This is a genomic window from Escherichia sp. F1, assembly GCF_046764225.1.
In the GTDB taxonomy this organism is placed as follows: domain Bacteria; phylum Pseudomonadota; class Gammaproteobacteria; order Enterobacterales; family Enterobacteriaceae; genus Escherichia; species Escherichia coli.
In genome coordinates this window covers 2,771,999-2,787,355 of the sequence record NZ_CP177202.1, presented here as the reverse complement: position 1 = coordinate 2,787,355, position 15,357 = coordinate 2,771,999, and the positions used below count along the sequence as shown (strand labels likewise).

Annotated in this window: 10 protein-coding genes; 2 read left to right on the top strand and 8 right to left on the bottom strand. The window is 49.8% G+C overall.

Annotated elements, in window-relative coordinates; translation table 11 throughout:
- Positions 1-159: 159 nt before the first annotated feature.
- From treA to dhaK, 4 genes are all read right to left on the bottom strand, one after another.
- Positions 160-1,857 carry an alpha,alpha-trehalase gene (gene treA / locus ACK8NJ_RS13485; protein ID WP_411961701.1) on the bottom strand — a complete coding sequence of 566 codons (1,698 nt, stop codon included), beginning with the start codon at positions 1,855-1,857 and terminating at the stop codon, positions 160-162.
- 319 nt (positions 1,858-2,176) lie between these two features.
- Complete coding sequence (gene dhaM, locus ACK8NJ_RS13480; protein WP_001550991.1) at positions 2,177-3,595, bottom strand: dihydroxyacetone kinase phosphoryl donor subunit DhaM; 1,419 nt, start codon at positions 3,593-3,595, stop codon at positions 2,177-2,179.
- Positions 3,596-3,605: 10 nt separating this feature from the next.
- The gene (gene dhaL, locus ACK8NJ_RS13475; protein ID WP_001300421.1) at positions 3,606-4,238 is read right to left on the bottom strand and encodes a dihydroxyacetone kinase subunit DhaL; all 633 of its coding nucleotides are present in this window, start codon (positions 4,236-4,238) and stop codon (positions 3,606-3,608) included.
- Between the two features lie 10 nt (positions 4,239-4,248).
- Positions 4,249-5,319, bottom strand: coding sequence for a dihydroxyacetone kinase subunit DhaK (gene dhaK, locus ACK8NJ_RS13470; protein ID WP_115424226.1), 1,071 nt, complete (start codon positions 5,317-5,319; stop codon positions 4,249-4,251).
- 227 nt (positions 5,320-5,546) lie between these two features.
- Between dhaK and dhaR the strand changes: the two genes are divergently transcribed.
- Complete coding sequence (gene dhaR / locus ACK8NJ_RS13465) at positions 5,547-7,466, top strand: dihydroxyacetone kinase operon transcriptional regulator DhaR (protein WP_411961700.1); 1,920 nt, start codon at positions 5,547-5,549, stop codon at positions 7,464-7,466.
- 99 nt (positions 7,467-7,565) lie between these two features.
- Here dhaR and ACK8NJ_RS13460 read toward each other — a convergent pair whose 3' ends face one another.
- The 3 genes from ACK8NJ_RS13460 to pth form a co-directional block, all read right to left on the bottom strand.
- Complete coding sequence (locus ACK8NJ_RS13460) at positions 7,566-10,433, bottom strand: autotransporter outer membrane beta-barrel domain-containing protein (protein WP_411961699.1); 2,868 nt, start codon at positions 10,431-10,433, stop codon at positions 7,566-7,568.
- 844 nt (positions 10,434-11,277) lie between these two features.
- Positions 11,278-12,369: a redox-regulated ATPase YchF gene (gene ychF, locus ACK8NJ_RS13455; protein WP_000505866.1), complete on the bottom strand. Its 1,092-nt coding sequence runs from the start codon at positions 12,367-12,369 to the stop codon at positions 11,278-11,280.
- Between the two features lie 116 nt (positions 12,370-12,485).
- A complete protein-coding gene (pth, locus tag ACK8NJ_RS13450; protein ID WP_000152933.1) occupies positions 12,486-13,070 on the bottom strand; it encodes an aminoacyl-tRNA hydrolase in 585 nt (194 codons plus the stop codon).
- Positions 13,071-13,347: 277 nt separating this feature from the next.
- Here pth and ychH point away from each other — a divergent pair, with 277 nt between their 5' ends.
- Positions 13,348-13,626, top strand: a complete 279-nt coding sequence (gene ychH, locus ACK8NJ_RS13445; protein ID WP_000823885.1) for a stress-induced protein YchH — start codon at positions 13,348-13,350, stop codon at positions 13,624-13,626.
- A gap of 54 nt (positions 13,627-13,680) precedes the next feature.
- On the opposite strand, the gene dauA is transcribed toward ychH, so the two are convergent.
- A complete protein-coding gene (gene dauA / locus ACK8NJ_RS13440) occupies positions 13,681-15,333 on the bottom strand; it encodes a C4-dicarboxylic acid transporter DauA (protein ID WP_001558991.1) in 1,653 nt (550 codons plus the stop codon).
- Positions 15,334-15,357 lie beyond the last annotated feature (24 nt).

Genomic DNA, 15,357 nt, shown 5'->3' with positions numbered 1-15,357 from the left:
ATAGAGGTGTAATGATTAACAAGTTGATAAAATAAAATTAAAATCTTCTCTGATGAAAGAAAATAAAGGCATAGACCGTAGAAAGAGTGGTATTTCGTGGTGAAGAAAGAGCAATGCCAATTTTATGCACGTAATGGCATTGCTCGATATACAGTAAAGTTAAGGCGTAGGTTCCGCCTCATTTTGTTTTACCGGCTGTGTTGTTGATTCACTGAGTGGACGCGTCGCCGGAACATTGTCACACGGTTGCTCTTTCGGGCAGATCAAATCCAGCATTTTCAGCGTCACGCCATTGGTCCAGCCAAAGCCATCCTGTAATGGATATTCGCCACCGCCGCCCCCTGTTCCGGTGGTGCTGACATCATATTTTTCCACCAGCTTTTTCTCCCGGTCATAGGTGTGCTGAACATTGGTCAGGAAGTGCCAGCTAATGTCCATCGCCACCTCTTTTTGCCCGTAGTTTTGTAATCCTTCTGTCGCGACCCACTGCAACGGTGCCCAGCCGTTTGGCGCATCCCATTGTTGCCCACTTTTCACCGACGTGGTGTTCAGGCCGCCTGGTTGCAGCAGATGTGTTTTCGTCGCCGTCGCCATTTTGCTGGCGCGATCTTTCGCTGCCGCATTGACGTACAGCGGGAACAGGGCGGCCGCGGTTAACTGATTGCGCACTTTATGACTTTTCAGGTCGTAATCGGCATACCAGCCTTGTTGATCGTTCCACAGGTATTTTTCGATCCCTTTTTGACGGGCATTCGCCAGCGTTTCGTACTGGTTTGCCATCGCGTTATCTCCGGCAGCTTTGCTGGCGCGGGCGAGGATTTTTTCCATTTTAAACATCAGGCTGTTCAGATCGACCGGTACGATGCTGGTGGTGCGTAAGGTATTTAACTGCTGCGGATTGTCCATCCAGCGCGAGCTGAAATCCCAGCCAGACGCAGCGGCAGAGCGCAGGTCGCGGTAAATTTCAGTGGCAGGTCGATTCGGATTGCTTTTGGCGGTGGCAATATCTTCCACCCATGACTCTGGTCGTGGCGTATCGCGATCGTCCCAGTAGCGGTTGAGAAGGGTACCATCCTGAAGTTTGACAACGCGTTTTTCCTGTTGTCCGGCTTGCAGGTTTTCAACACCGTCCATCCAGTAAGCATATTCTTTTTGCATTTGCGGCAGGTATTGCTTCAACGCGGCATCGCCTTCATGCTGCGCCATTAACTCTACCATCAGGGCAAAGAAGGGCGGTTGCGAGCGGCTTAAATAGTAACTGCGGTTGCCGTTGGGAATATGCCCGTAAGTGTCTATTTCATGAGCAAAATTGGCTACCATATCCGCGACTTTATCCCAGTGACCGCTTTCGGCAAGCCCTAACATGGTGAAGTAACTGTCCCAGTAATATACCTCGCGAAAACGTCCGCCCGGCACGACATAAGGTTCCGGCAGCGGTAACAGAGAATCCCATTTTTCGGTATTTTCGGTAGAACGCGTTAATACCGGCCAAAGTCCGTCAATATGTTCGCGTAGTGATTGCCCCTCTGGCGGAACATATTTCTCGCCCTCTTTCGGCAGGGTGAAATTGACGTTAACGAAATGGCGCAGATCAAATCCGCTCTGGTTTTGCTGCATCCGATAATCAGCAAGGATCATCAGCGGATCGCTGTTCGGCACGGCATCGGCAAAGGTTTTTTGGTCCGGAAAAAGTTTGGCGTTTTGCACATCATTAAACAGCGGCCCTAATAAAATATCAGGCGGCTGTGGCGTTACCGGTGTTTCTTCTGCCTGCACCGATAGCGCAGCGAAACACAAAAAAATGCAGGCTGGAATTAACGCCATTTTTAGCGGGCGAGAAGCTGCGGGGGATTTCATCAATCATTCTCCTTTGGCGAAACCGAATAAAACGGTATTCAAGTATCAGAAAACCTTAGTTCAGGATCGCACTAGCTGCATGATCGAAATCTCATTCTGCGAACGGTCAGGCATTTTAGAAAAGGGAATTAAAGGGATAAATAACGGCGAAATAGAGTGATCAAATAACGTCTGTTTGTTAGCCAGCCAGCGGCGTTGGGTTCGCGATTAGCGAAGAAAAATCATCACAAATTGGTGAAAAATATAACAGGTGGTTAAAAATCATCCGTGCAGAGTAAATAGCCGGATGGCATCAGAACGATGCCATCCGAACGGTGGTTTAACCCTGACGGCTGAAACGTTGCGTTTTAACGTCCAGCGTTAGCGTTTCTTCTGGTTGTATCGCATACAGTTTCTCACCCTGCTGGCAAATCCAGCCAATCCCCAGTTCACGGGCGATCAGGGCGCTGTGGGATAGCGGACTTCCGGCGCTAAGGCAGATACCTTTTACAACCGCCGGATCCAGTTGCAGTATTGTGGAGGGATAGATGTTCTCCGCCAGTAGAATAGTTGGCGAGTTAAACTGCGGGAGTTCTTCTTTCGTTTGGGTCAGGTGGACCAGGGTGCGATGCAGAAGATCGTCCACATCAATATAGCGAGCCTGTAGATATTCATCATCCAGTTGCTGGTATTGCTGGCTAAGTTCTTTAAGAACTTGCTGCCAGGCATATTCTGCCGTGCAATGTTCATGCTGAAGGAGTTCGCTTGCCGCCGCCAGCAGTTCCGGATCATCTAACAGTGTATGGTGACCAGAAAAGATTGCGGCAATATCGTCAAGCCCGCTGGCTTCTGCTTTCGCTGTTAACGTCATCAGATCTAATAACGTGAAGTCAATGGCCTGGCGTAATCGTTCTTGTTCTTCATCCACGGTCAGGGTTGATTTTGCCTGTACCGTACATAAAACCGGTTGATAATAAAAGGCTTTACCCGAAACAGGCGGAACGGGACGCAGAATAGGTGGAGCAACTTCCTCCGTTTCACCAAAGTTATCTTCAGCCAGCTGACGGAAAGCGATCAGTGCCTCTTCAGCTTCTGGCCCTTTCGCAATCAGGCGCAGCGTATCGTTATAGCGAACTTGTAGTAACGCAATCTGGTTAATACTCTCCGGTGTGACGCATTTGCCGTTTTTCTCCAGCAACATATCGGCATTAAATGTCGATAAGGTATAAACCAGCCGGGAGGCCGGACGTACATGCAGGCCGTTACGGTTTTTAATGACCACCGCCAGAGAACGGGCTTCTTCATCGTACGGAGGACATGTGTCAGAGATTTCAGTGTTGGAGGAGGGTAAACCCAGTTGTTCACGTTTGGCTTCCAGCGCATGCATGGCGTCAAAGATAACTTTGTCGATCTCCGCCCCCGAGGCCGCGCTAACCGTTGCTGCCAGTGTACCTTCGACCAACGGCGCAGCACACAAACGTACTTTTGCGGCGATCTCGGGAGCCAGCAATTCCAGCGCAGTTTCAGCACTCAATAATGCGCTACCCATATCCATCATGACCAGCACATGGTCGGCATCAGCAACAGATTCGATGGCCTCCATCACTTTGACGGCATCGGTACCAATGGGATTTTGTGGATCGTCAATTCCCGCGGCAATGGCGATTTTACAACTATCACTCATTAACATCTGACGGGCTAGTTCACCGACACCTTCTCCCAGTCGGCTGCTATGTGAAACTATGACCAGGTTTACCATCACCAATTCCTTACTCTTTTGCGGCTAACGCCAACATTTGCATCATAAACATCACCGAGGTCGCACCGGGGTCCTGGTGACCAATACTGCGTTCACCGAGATAACTGGCGCGGCCTTTGCGGGCTTGCATCGTAATCGTACTTTGTGCAGCGGACTCGGCGATGCTACTGGCAGCTTCGAGCGCCGCCGGAACAGAGAGATTTTGCTCGCTGGACTGACGTAACGATTCCACCACCGGCACCCACACATCACACATGGTTTTATCGCCAGGTTCGGCTTTACCGCGACTGATTACGCCGTCCGCGCCATCGCGGAACATCTGATAAAGCTCTTCCAGCGTCAGGCTTTGCCGTGCCTGGGTCGCCTGTGCGGCGCGGATAAAGAAGGTACCGAAAAGCGGACCACTGGCACCACCGACGCTGGAAAGTAGCGTCATACCGGTATTCTTGAGAATGAAACCGATATCTTTATCTGCGATAGCAGGGAGTTTTTCCACCACTTTGCTAAAGCCTCGGTTCATATTTAGCCCGTGGTCAGCGTCGCCAATTTCGCGATCCAGTCCGGTAAGATACTCGCTCTCGGTGCTGAAAATATCGCCACAACGAGTGAGCCAGTTAACAATTTGAGTTCTGCTCAGTGACATTGCTATCTCCTTATTTACCCCAGTTAAGGGCCGGGGTGTGGACCGGGGCGTCCCAGAGTGCCAGCGTTTCGTCATCAACTTTCAGTAAGGTGATTGAGAAACCGGTCATATCCAGTGAGGTGCAGTACGCGCCAATTAAATTACGCTCGATAGTCAATCCCGCTTGCTGGCAACGTGTGGTCAGGCGGTTATAGACGCCGTACAGCTCAGAAAGCGGAGTTGCGCCAAGATTGTTAACCAGCGCAATCACCCGATCGCCAGACTGGAGCGGTTGTTTGGTTTGTGATTCTTCCTGCCAGCCGCCTTGTTGATAATCCCAGAAACGCAAAGTGCGATGGTATGAGCCATTTTCCAGCAGGGTGTCGAACATTTCATCGACGGTTTGATCAAGAGATGAGAAGGGGCGTCGGTCAATACCCGGCTCACCATGAATGCCGACGCCAAACTCCATCTCATTGTCCGCCAGGGTAAAAGAAGGTTTGCCCGCGGCAGGAACGGTACAGGCACCGAGAGCGATACCTATTGAGTGGCCTTGATTATTCAACTTACGCCCCAGCTCCGCACAGGCGTCCAGTGAGTCGCCACGCTCCGCCGCAGCGCCTACGAGTTTTTCAATTAATACGGTGTTGGCAACGCCGCGCCGCCCGGCGGTATAAAGACTGTCTTTTACTGCAACGTCGTCATCAATGACCACAGTGGTCACTTTTACGCCGCTATCGTGCAGTAACTCGGTTGCTGTTTCGAAGTTAAGAATATCGCCGGTGTAATTTTTGATAATCAACAGTACACCTTCGCCGCCATCAATTTGCATGGCGCATTCAAAGATTTTATCGGGCGTCGGTGAGGTGAAAATTTCGCCCGGACAGGCCCCCGAAAGCATCCCCTGACCGATATAACCACAATGCATCGGCTCGTGTCCGCTGCCGCCACCCGACAGCAGGGCGACTTTACCTGCAACGGGGGCATCAGCTCGGGTGACATACACCGGATCCTGATGCAGTGTCAGCGATGGATGCGCTTTCGCTAGTCCTGCCAGTTGTTCGTCCAGTACGTCTTGCACATCATTGATCAATTTTTTCATTATTTTGCTCCAGCAATTACGGTAGGGCATGGATGATGTTCAACGACACGGCGACCACTGACTGCCGATGAATCCATTGTGCATCAGGCAAGGGAAAAGAAAATTAGCCCAAATTATGTTTCATAGTGAAACATATGCTTTAATTAATGTTCCATATTGAAACTTTTACGTGTATTAATACTTAAAATTGCGAGCCGGAACACCTTTTGTCATAAGGGATGCGGGATATGAGTAGCGCTTTTAACAACGATGGTCGGGACATATCTCCCTTAATTGCAACCTCCTGGGAGCGATGCAATAAGCTGATGAAACGGGAGACATGGAACGTACCACATCAGGCCCAGGGCGTGACATTTGCTTCTATTTATCGGCGTAAGAAAGCGATGCTGACGCTCGGGCAGGCTGCGCTGGAAGATGCCTGGGAATATATGGCACCGCGAGAGTGTGCGCTGTTTATCCTCGATGAAACCGCCTGCATTCTCAGCCGTAATGGCGATCCGCAAACCTTGCAGCAGCTAAGTGCACTGGGATTCAATGACGGCACGTATTGCGCCGAGGGAATTATTGGTACTTGTGCGCTATCGTTAGCGGCTATCTCTGGTCAGGCCGTGAAAACGATGGCCGATCAACATTTCAAACAGGCACTCTGGAACTGGGCCTTTTGTGCAACGCCGTTGTTTGACAGCAAGGGCCGATTGACGGGAACAATAGCGCTGGCGTGTCCGGTTGAGCAAACTACCGCAGCTGATTTGCCGTTGACGTTGGCAATCGCCCGAGAGGTCGGAAATTTACTGCTGACGGACAGTTTGCTCGCTGAAACTAACCGTCATTTAAATCAACTTAATGCCCTGTTAGAAAGTATGGATGATGGCGTGATTAGCTGGGACGAGCAGGGTCAATTGCAATTTATCAATGCCCAGGCGGCGCGGGTCTTGCGCCTTGACGCGACGGCAAGTCAGGGAAGGGCAATCACTGAACTCTTAACGTTACCCGCCGTATTGCAACAAGCAATAAAACAGGCACATCCGCTCAAACACGTAGAAGCCACCTTTGAAAGTCAGCATCAGTTTATTGATGCGGTGATAACCCTTAAACCGATAATAGAAACGCAGGGAACCAGCTTTATTTTGTTGCTCCATCCTGTGGAACAGATGCGGCAGTTAATGACCAGTCAATTAGGAAAAGTCAGCCATACCTTCGCTCATATGCCACAGGACGATCCGCAAACCCGCCGCTTGATTCATTTTGGTCGCCAGGCGGCGCGCAGTAGCTTTCCTGTCCTGCTTTGTGGAGAAGAGGGCGTGGGCAAGGCACTGCTAAGTCAGGCAATTCATAATGAAAGTGAGCGTGCAGCGGGGCCTTATATCGCCGTCAATTGTGAGTTATATGGTGATGCGGTGCTGGCGGAAGAATTTATTGGCGGCGATCGCACGGACAATGAAAATGGCCGTCTGAGTCGGCTGGAACTGGCGCACGGTGGCACGCTGTTTCTTGAAAAGATTGAATATCTGGCGGTGGAGTTACAGTCTGCTTTGCTTCAGGTTATCAAGCAGGGTGTTATCACGCGACTGGATGCGCGGCGTTTAATACCCATTGATGTCAAAGTGATTGCCACAACGACCGCGGACCTCGCAATGCTGGTGGAACAAAATCGTTTTAGTCGCCAGCTGTATTACGCGCTGCATGCATTTGAAATTACCATCCCGCCTCTGCGTATGAGGCGTGGCAGCATTCCGGCTCTGGTGAATAACAAATTACGCAGTCTTGAAAAACGCTTCTCTACGCGGCTGAAAATTGATGACGATGCCCTCGCTCGCCTGGTTTCCTGTGCATGGCCTGGCAACGATTTTGAACTTTACAGCGTCATCGAGAATCTTGCTCTGAGTAGTGATAATGGGCGCATTCGCGTCAGTGATTTGCCGGAACATCTGTTTACCGAGCAGGCGACAGATGATGTCAGCGCCACCCGCCTTTCCACCAGTCTGTCATTTGCGGAAGTTGAAAAAGAGGCAATTATTAACGCAGCCCAGGTCACAGGCGGTCGCATTCAGGAAATGTCGGCTTTACTTGGAATCGGCCGCACTACGCTGTGGCGGAAAATGAAGCAACATGGCATTGATGCAGGGCAGTTTAAGCGCCGGGTATGAAAGACAGAAACTATTTCTGATACATCAGAGTGATCTATATTTCATTCCGGCGCACGCTAACATTTTTCAGCATCGTTTAAGGGCTTGTCTATCCCGCACTTAAAAGCTGAAGCGATATCCTCCGTTGACTTGCTTCTGATCAAAGAGGTTACCCTGCGTGTAATCCGCTTCGAGGTAGAATGTGTGCTGTTTGTTATACTGTGCACTGACTCCCACGCCGTTATTCCAGCCATTACCTTTGAAACTGTACTTCTCCCGGGAGTTGTTCAACAGATATTCTGTATCCCCTGAAAACTCGCGGATAGCGCCAGTCTTCACATACATATTCAGCTGGCTGTTGCCTGCGGTGATGTCATATCCCAGTATCATGCTGGCACGCCCCAGCAGCGATTCGTAGTGATTCAAATGTATATTGAGACCATTACTCGCCTTCATAGCCATCCCATTCTGGTGGCTGTATGTGAGCTGGGTTTGCGGCTCTAGATAGAACCCATAACCAGTAGGGGACAGGTTGAACCTCTGCCCGGCTTCCAGGGAGATACTCATTCCATTCGCAGTGCCGTTGGCGTTAACGCCGTTGTTCTGACTGTCCAGTACGTGGAAACTATTTTTCTGGCGCGATGCTTTTACAACGAGATCGCTGTAAAAACCGTTGTGTGCCATGTAACTGGCGTACATTCCCATGTAGTCTGAACGTGCGGTACCGTCGCCTCCGCTATAGTCCGGCGATGCATGTGTTGAGCCAATATACAGACCGACATACAACGGCATTTCATCAGAGAGACGTTTATCCCCACCAAACTGGATACCGCTGTAACCCATGTCAAAGCCGCTCAGTTTGCCACTGGCGAAGGAGTCCAGACTTCCCCCATAACTGCGCAGCCAGATATTTCCGTCTTTACTCTGATTTCGCAGGTCACCCATCCGTTGCATCAGCGTACGGTTTTCAACATAGTTCAATAAGTAACCGACATTGAGATAATTGCCGCCAGCATCTGCGGTCGTGGTGGGTTTAGGCGTGGGAGCGGGGGCAGGCGTAGGATCGGGGTTGACTATGGGGGGCTGAGCGGGGGCTGGTGTGGGCTCAGGATTAGGAGTCGGCTCCGGAACTGTCCCGGAAGCGTAGAGCTCCCAGTTAGTGCCATTTTTACGCACATCATACAGATATCCTCCCAACTCAACCTGAGAAGACGCGCTGAACGAGGCCGTGCCGTCAGTGGTTTTTACCACTGTCAGAACTTCATTTCCCGTTGTGGCCTCGCTGCCCTGGTTACGGATAGCCAATACGTGATTACCAGCACTACTCCCGCTGATATTCAATAAATCCCCTTTATTATTAACGCCATTACCCTCGCCAACAACATCAGCACGCATAATAAAGGTACTGTTACCGCTCAGGTTCTCTACGTTTAATGTGGTAAATGTGCCGGCAGTTGACCCGTGGCTGGCAAAATCGACAGTTGAATGGCTCAGCGCCAGCGTGTCGAGATTAGAATTACTTGTTACGTTCCAGACGCTGTTATTCATTGCAACGTCCAGTTTCCCGCCATTGACATTATCGCTGAGGGAGGAACCTGTCCAAACCGACCCAGGGTGCATATCCAGATTGATTAGCCCACCTTTGGAGAGAACGCTACCGTTGATAAGCATACGACCCGAAGCGTTGATGCGGCTGGCAGCATAACCATCGTCATGTTGCGTTGCGATGGCCATCTGGTCGGGTGTACTCATATCAATGACCAGAGCGCTCGTGAGATCGATCTGGCTGTTGGTCATGGCATAAATTCCCCTGGCTCCTGCCGCGCCGGTGATAGCCAAACTGTCTCCGGTTATTCTACCGCCGCTGAGCGCCCACAAACCCAGCGCCAGACTGCCATTACGATCAACCGTAATATCGGTATTTTGCATGTTGATAACAGCCGTTGCCGTCTGGGCTGAGGCACCATAAGAACCGCTGGAAAAGATGCTGTTTCGTTGCGCTGCCGTGCCAGAAAAATTGATTGTCGCGTCTGAACCACTGGTTACGAGGCCACCGCCCTGCGCGGAAGAAATATGGCTATCAGCACCGATAGTGGTTGTACCACCACGAACTTCGACGCCATTTGCCGCGGCTCCAGTTACATCAACAGTGAGTGCATTCGCGCTCACCTGGCCAAAGCTCCAGAGGCCGTGTGCATTATCGCCATTGGTTTTAATGGAACTGTTTGTTCCGAGATCGACAACAGAGTTTTTCTGTACGTTTATTCCCATGGCGCTGTAGCCCTGAACATCGATTGTCAGGTCTGTCGCCGTAAAACGCGCAGCACCATTGGCGTTATTGCCGTTGAGACCACCGATATAAACACCTGTACTTCCATCGGTCTTGATTTTACTTCCGCTTCCAAGATCGACACTGGTGCCATAGTCATTGATGGTTAGGCCTATACCGTTCGAGTTTTCAATGGTGAATTGAGTGGCTGTTAGTGTTGAGCTATGTCCAATAATGATGCCGTCATCGTTACTCTTAATGGTGCTGCCTGTGCCTAAGTCAGCATGGGTATAGTCACCAATTAAATTAATGCCGATGGCAGAGGTTTGACCAACAACATCTACTGTAAGTCGGTTAGCTGTCAGGGAGCTGTTCTTGCCCTGAATAACGATTCCCTTTGCATATCCAGAGGCGTCGTTGACATTGACGGTGACATCATTACCCAGGTTGATATTGCCAGGCGTGTTTCCTGCTGGGGTCATTACACCATAGAGGTTTCCTGATGGATCGGCGGTATCTCCTGTAATTCTGTCACCATCACTAATAGTAATATTGGTGCCATTTTGACTTCCTAAATCAGCAGCTATCAGCAGGGGGGAAAAGATAATTGCATTCAAACCAATAGCGCCATATTTTATCAGTTGAATGGAGGGCGAACGGATTTTTAATTCAGCGAGACGATCGGCTTTGGTATTCCCATTGTGTTGTTTGATGCCCATACCACTCCTATATAGTACCCAGGCTATGGGTCTATGGATTTTGTCATTTTGTTTAAGTCAATGAATAATATCCTCTTATCATCATGATATTTGTATGGTGCAATCATGATGAGGTGCTCTGAGAATAATTCTCTATTACCGGGCAAAATCAGGAACACAGGAATTAATATATATTTAACATCCTCCTTACAAAGGTGAGTTTAGATCGAGTTATTCCCTAAGTTGTCGTTACTTATTCCAAATCGTTACTATGAATATGACAAAAACATTACAACAAACAGCGGTTAAATAATTTGGTGAATATTTTTGGTAATAATCCTAATTAGTTATGGGATTTTCGCTTGATGTATCTGCATAACAAAAACAATATGAGCCATTTTTGCATTACTAATAAGAAAAAGCAAAAAACATCGATATTCATTTTTGATCAATGGATTTTCTGGCTTATCGTTATTATCGTGCTACTGGTTATCATTTTCATCTTGCCGGGATCGCACGTAATCACGTTATTCGGGGGCTTTATCTGCTGGATATTGCCCTTCAGGCAAGTCCTTTTCTCGCCAGCATACTGGAGCGTAATCAATATTGATCTGCTGTAAAAGGTGTCTGATGTGTAGTGGAACAAAAACTTACGTTATATCACTGCTAATGAGATATCTGCCATCTGAACATTTATGTCTTTAATTATTCTCGTGGTTCACTATAGGCAATAAGCACAAAAGTGTAGGATGTTATAAGAATGGTTAGGACTCGGTAAAATGAAAAATCCACGCAATTGCGTGGATTTTATATACTTTTGCGCTCTTCATGAGATTTAGCGAAACCTCATGAGACAACAAATTAATTAGACATTGAACAGGAAGTTCATTACATCGCCATCTTTAACGATGTAATCTTTGCCTTCTGCACGCATTTTGCCTGCTTCTTTCGCGCCTTGTTCACCTTTGTAAGTGATGAAATCTTCAAACGAGATGGTTTGTGCACGGATAAAGCCTTTTTCAAAATCAGTATGGATTTTGCCAGCGGCCTGCGGCGCGGTTGCACCAACCGGAATGGTCCATGCACGTACTTCTTTCACCCCAGCGGTGAAGTAAGTTTGCAGGTTCAGCAGCTTATAACCGGCACGGATCACACGGTTCAGGCCCGGCTCTTCCAGCCCAAGCTCCTGCATAAACTCGTCACGTTCTTCGTCGTCCAGTTCGGCAATGTCTGCTTCAACAGCAGCACAAACCGGAACCACAACAGAACCTTCTTTCGCCGCGATTTCACGCACCTGGTCAAGATACGGGTTGTTTTCAAAACCGTCTTCGTTGACGTTGGCGATGTACATTGTTGGTTTCAGCGTCAGGAAGCTCAGGTAACGAATAGCCGCTTTCTCTTCAGCGCTTAAATCCAGCGCGCGCAGCATACCTGCGTTTTCCAGCTGCGGCAGGCATTTTTCCAGTACCGCCAGCTCGGCTTTCGCGTCTTTATCGCCACCTTTGGCTTTCTTCTGTACGCGATGAATCGCACGTTCGCAGGTGTCGAGGTCCGCCAGCGCCAGTTCGGTGTTGATAACTTCAATATCATCCGCCGGGTTAACTTTGCCGGAAACGTGAATGATGTTGTCATTTTCAAAGCAGCGAACAACGTGACCGATCGCTTCAGTTTCACGGATGTTGGTCAGGAACTGGTTACCCAGACCTTCGCCTTTCGATGCGCCTTTTACCAGACCGGCGATATCGACAAATTCCATGGTCGTGGGAAGCGTACGCTGCGGTTTTACGATTTCAGCCAGTTGATCCAGGCGAGGGTCAGGCATTGGTACGACGCCTGTGTTCGGCTCGATGGTGCAGAATGGAAAGTTGGCCGCTTCAATACCGGCTTTGGTCAGCGCGTTGAACAGGGTAGATTTCCCGACGTTGGGCAAACCGACGATACCGCATTTGAATCCCATGATTTAAATCACCTTAATATCTTAATAATCAACCTGTTATTGCTAACAGATTGCAGAAATGGAAATAACTTTGCCTATTATACACGGCACTCGGCAAAAATGCCGCAGACAACGACTTATTGCGCTTTAAAGGCGTGCAATCGGTTCGTTGCCTTGGTCAAGCCATCTGTAAACCACATTTCAGTACAACGCGCCGCTTCGTCGATGGCTTCATCAATTAACTTCTGTTCACTAACAGGCGGTTTGCCTAATACAAAACCAACAACTTTATTTTTATCGCCCGGATGACCGATTCCGATGCGTAAACGGTGAAAGTTAGGGTTATTACCCAATTTACTGATGATGTCTTTAAGTCCATTGTGACCACCATGGCCACCGCCCAACTTAAATTTGGCGACGCCAGGAGGCAGATCCAGTTCGTCGTGGGCCACCAGAATTTCGTCCGGATTAATACGGAAAAAACTGGCCATCGCCGCAACGGCTTTGCCGCTGAGATTCATAAATGTAGTCGGGACTAACAGGCGGACATCTTCGCCTCCAAGGGTGACTCGCGAAGTATAACCAAAGAATTTAGCCTCTTCGCGCAGCGGAGCGCGCAATCGCTCTGCCAGTAAGTCAACGAACCAGGCACCAGCATTATGTCGCGTTGCGGCGTATTCAGCGCCGGGGTTCGCCAGGCCGACAATCAATTTAATCGTCACGTTTTTTTGTCCTGAGTGTGTACATAACTGGCGCGTAGTTTACTGGTTGCGGCCCCGCTTGACAAAAAACTGCGTATCAAATGCAGATAACGCAATAATTGCCTGAGTGGACTATTAGAAAGTCAAGGTGTTCAGGCGTTTATTTGTAAAGTTTTGTTGAAATAAGGGTTGTAATTGTGATCACGCCCGCACATAACCCACAGGGTGTTGTCTATACTTTACACATAAGGAAGAGGGGTATTCCCTGTTACAACCCAGAAAGTTCCGGAGGTGACATATGAAACGCAAAAACGCTTCGTTACTCGGTAACGTGCTCATGGGGTTGGGTCTGGTGGTAATGGTGGTCGGCGTGGGGTATTCAATCCTCAACCAGTTACCACAGTTTAATATGCCCCAGTATTTCGCACATGGTGCAGTGCTAAGTATTTTCGTCGGTGCCATTCTCTGGCTGGCGGGTGCCCGTGTTGGCGGGCATGAACAGGTGTGCGACCGTTACTGGTGGGTTCGCCACTATGACAAACGTTGCCGCCGTAGCGATAATCGCCGTCATAGCTAACAAATAATGCAGTTTGCTGACCAGTCAGTTTGCGCTGACTGGTCAATCTCGTACTTATAAATCCGCCATCGCCGCGCGACGATTCGGGAAGAACGCGAGGCGTCCCGGGATCGGTTGAATGCCTGCGCGAGCCATAGTGCGCAGTGGCTGGAATTCCACGTTGCACACGCGCAGTTCACATCCTTCGGGCAGACGCTTCACAAAACGCTGGAACGCATCAAGACCACCAGCATCAAGTACCGGAACGGCATCCCACTTCAGAATCACAATCCGTTTGCCTTCAAGACGTGACTCCAGGTCCGTGAACAAGCCTTCAGCGGCAGCAAAAAACAGCGGACCAATAACGCGCAGTACCAGGACATCGTCTGGAACATCTACGACTACCGGTGCCAGGCGAGTCATACGTGCGATACGACGCATAAACAGTAGCGATGCCAGCACGATCCCCACGCTGATGGCAATAACCATATCAAACAGCACAGTCAGCGACATGCACAGCAGCATGACGATGATGTCATCTTTCGGCGCATGACGCAGCAAGTCGACCACTTTGTGCGCTTCACTCATGTTCCACGCCACCATCAACAGCAGGGCAGCCATGGCGGAAAGCGGCAGCCAGGAGAGCAGCGGTGCCAGTACCAGCAGGGCAAGAATAACCAGAATAGAGTGGATCACCGCCGAGATAGGGGAAGTTGCCCCGGCACGGACGTTAGCGGCAGAACGCGCGATGGCAGCTGTAGCGGTAATACCACCAAAGAACGGGGCGATGATATTCCCCAGTCCCTGTCCAACCAGTTCGCTGTTCGCTTTGTGTTTCGTTCCGGTCATACCATCCAGTACCACGGCGCAGAGCAGAGATTCGATTGCGCCGAGCATTGCCATTGAGAATGCCGCAGGCAGCAGTGTGCGAATAGAATCCCAGGTTAGCGTGAATTCTGAATCAGGTAGATCCCACGGCAGCACCAGTTGTGGCAGCAATTGCGGAATACCGTTACCCTGAGAACCATCGGCCAGAACGTAGTGGAATTGCGAACCGATGGTAGCAACATGTCCGCCGAGCAGGTTAACAATCCCCATCACCGCGCAACCAGCCAGCAAGGCCGGAAGGTGACCAGGCAAACGAATGCCCAGACGCGGCCAGAAAACCAGAATGCCAAGCGTCACAATGCCAATGGCTGCATCACCCACATTAATGGTCGGCAGCGCCATAAATAATGCGCCGACTTTTTGTAGATAATGTTCCGGGACATGGGCCATTTGCAGACCGAGAAAATCTTTAATCTGCATGGTACCGATGGTGATCCCGATACCCGAGGTGAAACCTAAGGTCACGGAAACCGGAATATATTCAATCAAGCGTCCAAAACGTGCCAGCCCCATCAGGATCAAAAAGACACCTGACATGAGTGTCGCGACCAGCAGTCCTGCCAGTCCAAACTGTTGCGAAACGGGATAGAGAATTACCACAAATGCCGCAGTCGGACCGGAAACGCTAAAGCGTGACCCACCCGTCAGAGCAATGACAATCCCCGCAACAGCTGCGGTATATAAACCGTACTGGGGTGCCACACCACTACCAATAGCCAACGCCATTGCCAGCGGGATAGCAATAATCCCGACGGTTATCCCGGCAATCAGGTCACGGGTAAACCGTGCGGCAGTATATTTTTCTTTCCAGCAAGCGTCGATCAGAGCGCGGAAAGGCATCACATGTGAGGAAAATATTTTGTT

Coding starts and splice junctions, on each gene's coding strand:
- ychF (WP_000505866.1), bottom strand. CDS start 12,369: ATGGGATTCAAATGCGGTATCGTCGGTTTGCCCAACGTCGGGAAATCT.
- dhaR (WP_411961700.1), top strand. CDS start 5,547: ATGAGTAGCGCTTTTAACAACGATGGTCGGGACATATCTCCCTTAATT.
- ACK8NJ_RS13460 (WP_411961699.1), bottom strand. CDS start 10,433: ATGGGCATCAAACAACACAATGGGAATACCAAAGCCGATCGTCTCGCT.
- treA (WP_411961701.1), bottom strand. CDS start 1,857: ATGAAATCCCCCGCAGCTTCTCGCCCGCTAAAAATGGCGTTAATTCCA.
- dhaL (WP_001300421.1), bottom strand. CDS start 4,238: ATGTCACTGAGCAGAACTCAAATTGTTAACTGGCTCACTCGTTGTGGC.
- dauA (WP_001558991.1), bottom strand. CDS start 15,333: ATGCCTTTCCGCGCTCTGATCGACGCTTGCTGGAAAGAAAAATATACT.
- dhaM (WP_001550991.1), bottom strand. CDS start 3,595: ATGGTAAACCTGGTCATAGTTTCACATAGCAGCCGACTGGGAGAAGGT.
- ychH (WP_000823885.1), top strand. CDS start 13,348: ATGAAACGCAAAAACGCTTCGTTACTCGGTAACGTGCTCATGGGGTTG.
- dhaK (WP_115424226.1), bottom strand. CDS start 5,319: ATGAAAAAATTGATCAATGATGTGCAAGACGTACTGGACGAACAACTG.